The sequence below is a fragment of the Congregibacter sp. genome (assembly GCF_965662665.1).
In the GTDB taxonomy this organism is placed as follows: Bacteria; Pseudomonadota; Gammaproteobacteria; order Pseudomonadales; family Halieaceae; genus Congregibacter.
In genome coordinates this window covers 146,588-157,285 of sequence record NZ_CBFIIF010000003.1, presented here as the reverse complement: position 1 = coordinate 157,285, position 10,698 = coordinate 146,588, and the positions used below count along the sequence as shown (strand labels likewise).

General features: G+C 56.9%; 9 protein-coding genes. 6 read left to right on the top strand and 3 right to left on the bottom strand.

What is annotated here, in order from left to right; genetic code table 11:
• Nucleotides 1-722: alanine dehydrogenase (locus tag ACTG39_RS02615; protein WP_439105963.1), on the top strand; the 722-nt coding region annotated here is incomplete at its 5' end.
• Between the two features lie 134 nt (nt 723-856).
• Here ACTG39_RS02615 and ACTG39_RS02610 read toward each other — a convergent pair.
• Both ACTG39_RS02610 and ACTG39_RS02605 read right to left on the bottom strand, forming a co-directional pair.
• Nucleotides 857-3,028, bottom strand: a complete 2,172-nt coding sequence (locus tag ACTG39_RS02610; protein WP_439105962.1) for a malate synthase G — start codon at nt 3,026-3,028, stop codon at nt 857-859.
• A gap of 95 nt (nt 3,029-3,123) precedes the next feature.
• Nucleotides 3,124-4,089 (bottom strand): LysR family transcriptional regulator, encoded by a 966-nt coding sequence (locus ACTG39_RS02605; protein WP_439105961.1) that lies wholly within the window; start codon nt 4,087-4,089, stop codon nt 3,124-3,126.
• A 135-nt stretch (nt 4,090-4,224) separates the two neighbouring features.
• Between ACTG39_RS02605 and ACTG39_RS02600 the strand changes: the two genes are divergently transcribed.
• Nucleotides 4,225-5,985, top strand: a complete 1,761-nt coding sequence (locus ACTG39_RS02600; RefSeq protein ID WP_439105970.1) for an acyl-CoA dehydrogenase — start codon at nt 4,225-4,227, stop codon at nt 5,983-5,985.
• A complete protein-coding gene (gene rraA, locus ACTG39_RS02595; protein ID WP_439105960.1) occupies nt 5,985-6,473 on the top strand; it encodes a ribonuclease E activity regulator RraA in 489 nt (162 codons plus the stop codon). Before ACTG39_RS02600 ends, rraA begins: the two co-directional genes overlap by 1 nt.
• 29 nt (nt 6,474-6,502) lie before the next feature.
• Here the strand turns inward: rraA and nadC are convergent, their stop codons facing one another.
• Nucleotides 6,503-7,348, bottom strand: a complete 846-nt coding sequence (gene nadC, locus ACTG39_RS02590) for a carboxylating nicotinate-nucleotide diphosphorylase (protein WP_439105959.1) — start codon at nt 7,346-7,348, stop codon at nt 6,503-6,505.
• 100 nt (nt 7,349-7,448) lie between these two features.
• Here nadC and ampD point away from each other — a divergent pair, with 100 nt between their 5' ends.
• The 3 genes from ampD (at nt 7,449) to ACTG39_RS02575 (ending at nt 10,688) form a co-directional block, all read left to right on the top strand.
• Nucleotides 7,449-8,057, top strand: coding sequence for a 1,6-anhydro-N-acetylmuramyl-L-alanine amidase AmpD (ampD, locus tag ACTG39_RS02585; protein ID WP_439105958.1), 609 nt, complete (start codon nt 7,449-7,451; stop codon nt 8,055-8,057).
• Nucleotides 8,058-8,061: 4 nt separating this feature from the next.
• Nucleotides 8,062-8,970 (top strand): regulatory signaling modulator protein AmpE, encoded by a 909-nt coding sequence (locus tag ACTG39_RS02580; protein ID WP_439105957.1) that lies wholly within the window; start codon nt 8,062-8,064, stop codon nt 8,968-8,970.
• A 95-nt stretch (nt 8,971-9,065) separates the two neighbouring features.
• Nucleotides 9,066-10,688: a sigma 54-interacting transcriptional regulator gene (locus tag ACTG39_RS02575; protein WP_439105956.1), complete on the top strand. Its 1,623-nt coding sequence runs from the start codon at nt 9,066-9,068 to the stop codon at nt 10,686-10,688.
• Nucleotides 10,689-10,698: the final 10 nt, after the last annotated feature.

Sequence of the window (10,698 nt, the reverse complement as noted above, 5' to 3'; positions counted from 1 at the left end):
TGGCGGGGCGTATGGCCATTCAGGCCGGGTGCCACAGTTTGGAAAAGGCCCAGGGTGGAAGCGGTACGCTGTTAGGCGGCGTCCCCGGTGTGGAGCCCGCGCGAGTGCTGGTTATTGGTGGTGGTGTTGTCGGCGTGAACGCCGCACGTATGGCTATGGGCCTGGGCGCCGATGTCACTATTGTCGATCGCTCAATTACTCGTCTAAAAGAGCTCGATACGCTTTTTGAAGGGCGTATGAAAACGCTGTATTCCACACGAGACTCCTTAGAGCGGCATGCGCTCGACGCGGATCTTGTTGTGGGCGCGGTACTGATACCGGGCGCGGCTGCGCCGAAGCTGATTTCGGCGAATCTTGTCTCGCGTATGAAGCCCGGATCAGTTTTGGTAGATGTCGCCATTGATCAGGGGGGCTGCTTTGAGACCAGTCGTCCTACCACCCACGAAGACCCTTGTTACATCGTCGATGGCGTTGTGCATTATTGCGTGGCGAACATGCCGGGTGGAGTAGCGAGGACATCGACTCTTGCCCTTACCAATGCAACGCTGCCCTACGTATTGGACTTGGCTAATAAGGGTTTGAAGAAGGCGCTCGAGGATGATCGTTACTTGCGTGACGGCTTAAACGTGCACGCGGGGCATGTAACTTACAAGGCCGTGTCGGAAGCCCTGGGTTACGAGTATTTGCCGTCTATGCAAGCTCTTGCCAACTTGACCGCCTGACCATGCGTGACGAGTCCGCGCATTATTGCGCGGACTGCTTATCGAAACCTGCTCTTTCTAGCTCAAAGCTGCGTCTCTCAAAGCCGCGTAACCTCGAAGCCGTTCATCAGCCAGCCGCGGCGTGGCCTTTTTAACTAGAGGCTGGCTTTTGCCTCCCGACGCCTGGCATGGAGCACAGGCTCGGTGTAACCGCTGGGTTGCTCTGTTCCGAGAAATACCAGGTCGCAGGCTGCTTTAAACGCGACGCTGCTATCAAAGTCCGGTGCCATAGGCTTGTATAGGGGATCGTTGGCGTTCTGCGCATCGACCACCGCTGCCATGCGCTCTAGCGTTTCCCTGACCTGACTTTCACTGCAGACACCATGCACCAGCCAGTTGGCGATGTGCTGAGAAGAGATTCTCAGTGTCGCTCGGTCTTCCATGAGTCCTACATTGTGGATGTCAGGTACTTTGGAGCAGCCAACGCCTTGATCGATCCAGCGAACAACGTAGCCGAGAATCCCCTGGGCATTGTTGTCGAGTTCGCGCTGAATGTCCTCGGCGCTCATGTGGGCAGCGCCGCGCAGGGGGATCGTGAGAATGTCGTCAATGGACGCGGGCTCCCGGTCTTTTAACCTGGCCTGCACTTCGGCAACGTTGACGTCGTGATAGTGGGTTACGTGGAGGGTTGCGGCTGTCGGTGATGGAACCCAGGCGGTGCTCGCTCCGGCTTGGGGATGAGAGATCTTGGCCTCAAGCATAGCGGCCATAAGATCGGGCATTGCCCACATGCCTTTACCAATCTGGGCGCGACCCAACAGCCCGCAGGCCAAGCCAGAGTCGACGTTATGGTCTTCGTAGGCCCCAATCCATGGCTCGGACTTCATGTCGCCTTTGGGCGTCATCGCAGCAGCAGCCATGCTGGTGTGTATTTCGTCTCCCGTGCGATCAAGAAAGCCGGTGTTGATAAATACAACGCGCTCGCTCGCGCGGCGTATGCACTCTCTAAGGTTAATCGTCGTTCGCCGCTCTTCGTCCATGATGCCGAGTTTGAGTGTGTTTCTCGGCAAGCCCAAGGCGTCTTCAACGCGTGAAAACAGGTCTACGGTAAAGCTCACTTCATCGGGACCGTGCATTTTGGGTTTGACGATATAGACACTTCCGCAGCGGGAGTTATGCAGGTCGCCATCGCCCTTGAGGTCGTGCATGGCAATCGCGGCAGTGAACATGGCGTCCATGATGCCCTCGGGAATCTCATTGCCGGCGCTATCGAGAATCGCATTGTTGGTCATGAGATGTCCCACATTGCGCACAAACATCAGGCTGCGTCCCGGGAGCACTAAATCACTGCCATCCAGCGCTGTGTAGTGGCGGTCTGGATTGAGTTTTCGGGTTAGGGTCCTGCCGCCCTTAGCAAAGTCCTCACTAAGGTCGCCGCGCATCAAGCCCAGCCAATTCCCATAGACAACAGCTTTATCTTCGGCATCCACCGCGGCGATAGAGTCTTCGCAGTCCTGAATCGTGCTGACGGCTGACTCTAGTAAAAGGTCCTTAACTCCCGCCTTGTCCTCAGCGCCTATGGGACTTTCAGCGTCGATCTGGATTTCGACATGTAGACCATTGTGTCTGAGGAGGATAGCCGTGGGGGTTTCGGGGGTTCCTAGATAGCCCCGGAGCTGGTCTATTTGAGCGAGGCCACTTTGACTACCGTCTTGCAGAGTAACTCGCAGAGCGCCATCCCTGACCGCGTAGGCTGTGGCGTCGTGGTGACTGCCATTTGCAAGGGCAAAATGCTTGTTCAGGAAATCTCGTGCCCAAGCTATAACTCGTGCCCCGCGAGCCGGATTGTAGCCACCCGCGCGCTCCGCGCCGTTATCCTCGGCAATCACATCGGTGCCGTAGAGCGCATCGTAGAGGCTTCCCCAGCGCGCATTGGCAGCATTGAGTGCGTAGCGAGCGTTCATTACCGGTACCACCAGCTGGGGGCCGGCCAGCGTGGCGACTTCCGGATCCACATTCTCAGTGGTGATGGAGAAGGGAGCAGGCTGCGGCAGCAAATAGCCAATCTCCTGCAAAAAGGCTTTGTATGCCGCCCGATCATAGTCGGCACCGGGGTGTTCATGATGCCAGGCATCAATTTGCTTTTGCATGTCTTCGCGGATGGCCAAGAGCTTTTTATTCTGGGGACACAGCTCATCAAGGATGCTGGCAAAGGAGGCCCAAAATCTGTCGGGCTCGACGTCGATGCCCGGGCAGATCTGCTCTTCAAGGAGCGTGGCAATGACCGGCGCGACTTGTAATCCTGCGCGTGAAACTCGGTTTGTCATGGAGAAAGCCCTCTAATCCGACAATGCAATATTTTCAAAGATCGAAATTTTAATGGCTGTCGCATAATTTACAAAGGCAATAGATATGATCATGGTCATTTGTCAGATGAATTTTGGTCCATCGCTACAATGCCTCTTGCCGTATCAACAATGAGCTTGCGCAGCCAGCGATTACCGGGGTTGTGCTGGAGCAGCGGACTCCACGCCATCTTGAGTTCCAGCGCCGGAATCTCCAAAGGAGGATCTCGTCGCACCAGTCTTGGATTGTCGCGCTTTAGGAGTGCGGCCCGCGTGGGCAATGTAACAATAAGATCATTGTGCTCCGCGAGCGTCATCGCGGCCTGGTAGTGACGGGTAAACACGCGAATCTGGCGTTTTTTACCCAAACGATTGAGGGCGGCGTCTACCCATCCAAGACGCTGAACGTCATCGGGGTTGACGCCCACGCCCACGCCCATGCCGGTTTTACTCACCCAGACGTGGTCGGACTCCAGATACTTTTCGAGGGTGAAATCCTCGAGAATCGGGTGGGTCGGGCTCAGAAGGCAGGAGAAACTGTCATTCCACAAGGGTATTTGGTGAAAGGACTGGGGCATCGAGTCAAAACGATTGATAACCATATCAATTTTGCCCCGCTCCACGTCCAGAAAACTGACGTCCGAGGGCGTCATAATATCCAAAGTAATGCCGGGCGCTTGATTCCGCAGTTGGCCCAGAACCTGCGGAAACAGAGTGGACTCTGCATAGTCACTGGCCATGATGCGGAACACACCCCGGGCCTCCTCGGGAAGAAATGCTGAGCGAGGTTGCACGGCCTGATCGATGCGCGACAAGGCATCTCTTACCAAAGGCTCCAGTTCTAAAGCGCGCTCCGTTGGCGTCATGCCGTCCGAGGTGCGCACCAAAAGAGGGTCATCGAAAAGCGCGCGAAGCCGCCGTAAGCCATTACTCATGGCGGGCTGCGATAGATTCAGCTGCTGTGCCGCTTGCGTGACATTGCGCTCGCGCAGAAGGGCGTCGAGGTAGACCAGCAGGTTGAGATCAATACGATGCAGATTCATGTTGGCATCCGAGTGGGATCTAAGCAGTGCAGTATCGCGATGATGCGACCTCTCTGCCAAGCCTTTATACTTGCCGGCCGCGCGGCGGTAACCCCGTCCACCGATTATCTGAGAACCCTTCGAGGCTTGTTTACTATGTATCGTGCGCCCCTGGAAGACATGCGTTTTGTCATTGATGAAGTGCTTCGTGCTGGCGAAACTCTGGGCAGCCTGCCCCGTTTTGAGGAGCTGGGCGTTGGGGAGGAACTCACGGCGGCACTGCTGGACGAGGGCGGCAAGCTCGCTGGAGAGGTGCTTGGTCCCCTGCGACGCGTGGCCGATATGAACCCCGCACGCTGCGAGGGCCAAAAGGTTGTTGTTTCACCGGGCTATGCCGAAGCTATGCAGCAACTCGCTCAGGGCGGCTGGTTCGGTATCTCTGCAGATGCGGATTTCGGCGGTCAGGGACTGCCTGAGCTTTATGGCACGGCGGCGTCAGAGATGTGGAATGGCGCCGATATGGCTTTTGCTTTGGCGCCCTTTCTGAGCAGCGGCGCGGCGTTGGCAATCGCCGCCCATGGCAGTGACACGCTCAAAGAAACCTATCTGGAAAAGCTGCACACCGGTGAGTGGACCGGAACCATGAATCTTACGGAGTCCGGGGCCGGATCTGACCTTGGGGTCATGAAGACCCGCGCCGTCCCCCAGGGCGATCACTATTTGATTTCGGGTCAAAAAATTTACATTACCTGGGGTGATCATGACGCCGTCGACAACATCGTGCACCTTGTTCTTGCCAAGCTGCCGGATGCGCCAGAGGGCTCTGCCGGTATTTCGCTATTTTTGGTCCCCAAGTTTCTGGTGAATGCCGATGGTAGTCTCGGCGAGCGAAACGACGTTTATCCCGTGTCCACGGAACACAAGCTTGGAATTCACGGCAGTCCTACCTGCGTTATGGCCTTTGGGGACAGTGGCGGAGCTATTGGTTACCTCGTTGGCGAGGAGAATCGTGGGCTTACCTGCATGTTCACCATGATGAACGAAGCGCGCTTGAAGGTGGGTCTGCAGGGTTTAGGGGCTTCCGAGGGCGCTTACCAACAGGCTCTTGCGTATGCCAAAGAGAGAGTGCAAGGCGGCGTTCCAATTATTCAGCATGCCGATGTAAAGCGCATGCTGCTGACCATGAAGGCGCTGAGTGAAGCTATGCGGGCCCTCGCTTATAGCGAAGCGGTGACCATGGACTTGGCGCATTACGGTCCCGAGGCGAATCGTTTGGAGTCCCAGGCACGCATTGATTTGATGATTCCCGTCATAAAGGGCTGGATGACCGAGGTAGGTGTAGAGCTCACCTCTCTGGGTGTGCAAGTTCATGGTGGCATGGGCTATGTCGAGGAGACCGGCGCTGCGCAGTATTTGCGAGACGTTCGAATTACACCGATCTACGAAGGAACCAACGGTATTCAGGCCGCCGATCTGGTGGGCCGCAAGTTGGGGCGGGATGGTGGGTCCACAATGGCTAGCGTCCTGGATATGATCCGCGCGGATGCCCGGGACGATATAGAAGCCGGAGGCGATTTGAGCATCATGGGAGAAGCATTGCTGGAAGCGACGGCCTTGCAGGAAGCTTCCACCGAGGCAGTGTTACAAATGCTCTCTCAAAGCCCCGAAGCTGCGCGTGCCGCGGCTTTCGATTACATGATGCAAACCGGTTATCTATTTGGTGCCTGGCAGCTCGCTGGGGGAGCGCGGGTCGCCCGGACGGCACTCGAGGAAGGGAGTGATAATGAGTTTTATGCGCGAAAAGTGGCTACTGCAGTCTTCTACGCTCAGAGCATATTGCCGCGGTGTCGCGGTTACGCCGGTGCGGTGGAGAACGCGGGCGGTGCTCTTCAGGACTATCCCGTAGGGTGGCTGTAATGAACCTTGACTTCAGTACCCCCGACCTTGCCGATAGTGCGCCCGAGGCGAGAGCTTTACTCCACGCCTGGCAGGACTTTGGCGCCATGGAGCGCTTTGCGGGTGTTGCGCTCACCGTAAAGTGCTTTGAAGACAACTCGCTGATTAAAGAGCTTGTTCAGCAGGCAGGGGAAGGGCGAGTCATTGTGGTTGATGGTGGATGCTCCCTTCGTCGCGCATTGCTGGGAGATCAGCTGGCCGCGAAAGCCGTTGAAAATGGCTGGGCGGGCTTGGTGATTGCTGGTGCAGTGCGTGATGTTGAGATTCTCGAAACGCTGCAACTCGGTGTTAAGGCGCTAGGAGCCTGCCCTCAGAAAACCGATAAGCGTGGTGAGGGTCAACGGGATCTGCCCATTGAGATAGGGGGAACCACGGTAAGCAGTGGCGATTATGTTTACGCTGATCGCAACGGTGTTTTGGTAAGTGCGGAAGCGCTGTTGCCGCTCTAGGCCTTCGTGCCTATTCCTCTAGCGAGTTGCTAGAGCAGGCGCATGGAAAGATCTAAAGGCTCGCAGCCTTTGGTCAGGGCGCCAATAGAGATAAAGTCCACGCCGGTCTGGGCGATCGCCGACAGCGTCTCAAGGGTAACGTTTCCCGAAGCCTCAAGTTCTGCGCGACCCTCATTGAGCTGGACGGCTTCGCGCATGGCATCAAGATCAAAGTTGTCCAGCATGACCCGCTCGCACTGCGCATCAATGGCTTGCACCAACTCGTCTATAGTCTCGACTTCGACCTCCACGGGCTTCCCCGGCGCGCTTTCTCTGGCGCGAAGTACTGCGGCGTGAATCCCGCCGCAGGCGAGGATGTGATTCTCCTTGATTAGGAAAGCATCGTAGAGACCGATGCGATGGTTGTAGCATCCACCGCAGAGCACCGCATACTTTTGGGCCGCCCTAAGCCCCGGCAGGGTCTTGCGGGTGTCCAGCAGGCGAACGCCTGTACCCTCGACGCGCTTTGCGTACTCTCGGCAGCGTGTCGCTGTCCCGGAGAGTGTCTGCAAAAAATTCAGGGCTGTGCGCTCGGCAGTCAACAGACCTCGAGCAGGCCCTTGGAGTGTCAGAAGTGTTTGACCCGCGCCTATGCTGTCGCCATCCGCCGCAGACCACTCAAGTTGGATTCGATCGTCAACGCTCTCGAAGACCTTTGATACCCACTGCTGGCCGCACAATATGCCCTCTTGGCGAGTGATGACCGCGGCCTCTGCCAGGTGATTTGCGGGGAGAAGATCCGCTGTAATATCGCCACTGCCAATGTCTTCAGCTAGGGCAACTTCGACATTCCTATCAACGACAGCGTCCGCGACGCGACTGTGTTTGGGAGGCATACAGGTTTCCAACTCAAGGGGTAACTAAGGCCAATAGAACATGTTAGCAGTGGGAGCTCTCAGACTTAAAGCATTGCCAGCCTTGCCGTGAGCGTTGTTGATGCACACAATGCGCAGTATGGATTCAGCTAACGCGTGGAGTGGCTGGCTTGAGCGAGCCCGACATTGCCCGTCCCCCAACTGTAACCCCCGTCCGAAAGGCTGCCTGCCGGAGATGCTGGTGGTGCATAATATTTCTCTGCCGCCCGGCTGTTTCGGCTCCGGCGATATCGAGTCTCTTTTTTGCAATACGCTCGATTGCTCTAGGGATCCGGTTTTTAGGGACCTTCAGGGACTAGAGGTGTCCGCTCACTTTCTTATTGACCGTGAGGGCGCAGTGACGCAGTTCGTATCCTGTCTTGATCGCGCATGGCATGCCGGCGTCTCATCCTGGGCGGGTAGGGGCAACTGCAATGACTTCAGCATTGGTATCGAGCTGGAGGGTACCGATACTCGCGCCTATGAGTCGGCCCAATATCAGGCCTTAAGAGATTTGATTGTGGAGTTACGCGATAGCCTGCCGTCGCTGGCTTATGGGCCCATAGTGGGGCACAGTGATATTGCTCCGGGTAGGAAGACCGATCCGGGTGACGCTTTCGACTGGTCGATGCTAAGACGTTTGCTAAGCGCTCCCGCAACGCTTGCCCAACACATACCTGAGGAAAAGTAGCGCCATGACCTTCCTTGCCATGATCATTGCTTTATCCCTGCATCAGGTGATTCAACCCGATAGTTACCTGCAACGCGATGCCTGGCTGTTTCAATGGGATCGCTGGGTCGCCGCTCGTCTGCCGACCGACTTAATGCGGGTTTTGGTGACATTGGGCGTTATCGCAGCAGCCTTGCTCTGGGTGTTCTCAGCGATTGAGGGTTGGCTGTTTGGGCTGGTGGATTTGTTGGCGACAGCTGGGCTGTTCGTCTGGAGTCTGGGGCGGGGCGATTTTCACACCGCGTTAGAGCGCTATGAAGCCAAAATTGCCCACGACCCTGCGGCGGCTTGTGCCGCATTAGATTGTTTGTGGGCGCCGTTGGATGACGAGCCTGAGAGTGTCTTGTCGGTTAAGGAGAATCAGGCTGGCCCGGATGATGAAAATGTTGATGAGAATGACGAAGAAAGCGATCCCGCCAAGCGCAACCATCAGACGCCTGATCCCTTGGAGGCCGCTGAATCGGATCAGGACAGGGCGTTACAGCGGCTCGCTTATAGCGGTTACGCGCGCTGGTTTGCGCCGCTCTTTTATTTTGCCCTGGCAGGACCATTGGCAGCTGTGATGTACCGTGTGCTGTCATCCCTGGCTGAGGACAATCGAAGTCCTCTCTACCTGCAGTGGTTACGTTGGCTCGACTGGGCGCCTGCGCGTGTTTTGGGGCTCACTTTCGCACTCAGTGGCGACTTTATGGCGGTGAGTAAGCGTGCGCCGCTGGCACACTTTGCCGATGTAACGCCGGCACCGCAGCTGCTGTGGGAGCTTGCGGTGGTTGCCTGTAACAACAGCGACGGTGCGCGAGCCATTGGAGATATCCTATACCGCAGTGCGGGCCTTTGGCTGCTGGGTTTATCCGCGGTGATGATTTTTGGGTAATAACTAGCGTTAGGCAGTTGAGACGGTGCTGCTATGCTTTGAGATACCGCTCACAGCGGGAAGGCTAAACGACGACGAAATTGCAGGGGGTTCAGGTGAAGAATCCAGACGGGGGCGATAAAACCCGCTCACTCAGCACAGGCGAAGAGCTCTCGGCAGATTTTTCTGACGATAGAAGCACGCAATTGGACTTGTGTCTGGTGCTCGCCTTTCATCCGGATACCTCTCGCATTGGAGAGCGCTGTATCGCGCCTCGCAGTGAGGGTGTTTTGACTCTGGGGCGGTATTTTCCTGAGTTCGCCGCGCCCGATCTCCTTGACTTCCGCGGGTTGGGCGACAGTTATCTGAGCCGACAGGCGCTGACGATTGAGTGTCAGAATTCTCTGTGGCAATTCAAGAGAAGGGCTGGGAGTTCGCGATTGCGTCTCAACGGCCAGGAGCTTCAAAAGGAAGTTGAGCTCTCGGAAGAGCAATTGAAGCAGGGCGTGTTCCTCACGCTGGCACAACGTGTTGTTTTGCATATCAGATTACAATCGCAGACGTCTTATGAGCCTGTGAGCACTCCGGAGCTGGCATCCCTGGGTGGTGTAAGCCCTGCGATGCAAGCCTTACGTGAGGAAGCCGCGCGGGCCGCAAAATCTCCCGGTGATGTGTTGCTCATTGGACCCACGGGGAGCGGCAAAGAGCGCATAGCTCGCGCAATCCACGCCTTGAGCTGTCGATCTAAGGGCCCCTGGGTGGCGGTGAATATGGCTGCGATGCCTGCCGATCTCGCCAGTGCCAGTTTCTTTGGTGCGCGAAAGGGCGCTTACACCGGTGCAGACACAGATCGTGTCGGCTTTTTTAAGCAGGCCGATGGAGGGACCTTGTTTCTTGATGAAGTAGGCGATACTCCGACGACCTTACAGCCGATGCTACTGCGGGCCTTACAGGAACGAGAGATTCAGGTGGTTGGTGGGAAAACCGAGCGTGTCGACCTGCGTGTGATCGCGGCGATGGAGCAAGACCCGGATCAGCTGCAAGAAAGTTTTCGCCCGGCACTCCGTTACCGACTTGGCGCGCTGGAAATACGCTTGCCTTCTCTGGCGCAGCGACGTGAGGACATCGCCCCGCTGGCTGCGGGCTTCTTTGAAGAGCACGCGCAAGAAGCCGGCCAGCCCTGGGACGTGGAGCGTGTTGAGACGGAGGTCGCTGTTTGGGCGCGCCTGTTTGAACAGTTACTGACCTACGATTGGCCTGGAAATGTTCGGGAGTTACGGCATGTTGTAGCCCAGATTATCAACAGTTCTGGTTCGACGTTGTGCATTCCAGCTTCGGTCCGTGAGCGTATGGCCAAGGCTTCAGCGTCGTTGAGAGACGCTGATGTAAGGCCGCCGGAAGTCGAGTCTGAGGTAAAGGAAAGCTCTCCGGGACGACTGCTCGAGGTTTCCGATGAGGCGTTTGTGGCTGCCTGGCGAGACGCACAATATGAAGTGTCGACCATCGCCCGAGAGTTGGGTGTGTCCCGCCCGGCAATCTATCGGCGGCTGCGATCCCTGGGCGAGTGTCGGCTGGCCGCTGATGTGCCGCTGGGAGAACTGCTTTCAGCACTTGATGCCTGTCGGGGAGATTTAGCGTCTACCGCAGAGCGCCTAGCAGTGTCCCGACACGGCCTACAGACGCGACTCAGGGCCAGTGGCGTGCGCACTGCACGCTTGTCTGAGATGCCTGAGCGTTAGCGACGGCTGT

Bases quoted from the DNA above. Each gene is read 5' to 3' on its own strand.
- ACTG39_RS02610 (WP_439105962.1), bottom strand. From the start codon at position 3,028: ATGACAAACCGAGTTTCACGCGCAGGATTACAAGTCGCGCCGGTCATT.
- ACTG39_RS02605 (WP_439105961.1), bottom strand. From the start codon at position 4,089: ATGAATCTGCATCGTATTGATCTCAACCTGCTGGTCTACCTCGACGCC.
- ACTG39_RS02600 (WP_439105970.1), top strand. From the start codon at position 4,225: ATGTATCGTGCGCCCCTGGAAGACATGCGTTTTGTCATTGATGAAGTG.
- rraA (WP_439105960.1), top strand. From the start codon at position 5,985: ATGAACCTTGACTTCAGTACCCCCGACCTTGCCGATAGTGCGCCCGAG.
- nadC (WP_439105959.1), bottom strand. From the start codon at position 7,348: ATGCCTCCCAAACACAGTCGCGTCGCGGACGCTGTCGTTGATAGGAAT.
- ampD (WP_439105958.1), top strand. From the start codon at position 7,449: ATGCACACAATGCGCAGTATGGATTCAGCTAACGCGTGGAGTGGCTGG.
- ACTG39_RS02580 (WP_439105957.1), top strand. From the start codon at position 8,062: ATGACCTTCCTTGCCATGATCATTGCTTTATCCCTGCATCAGGTGATT.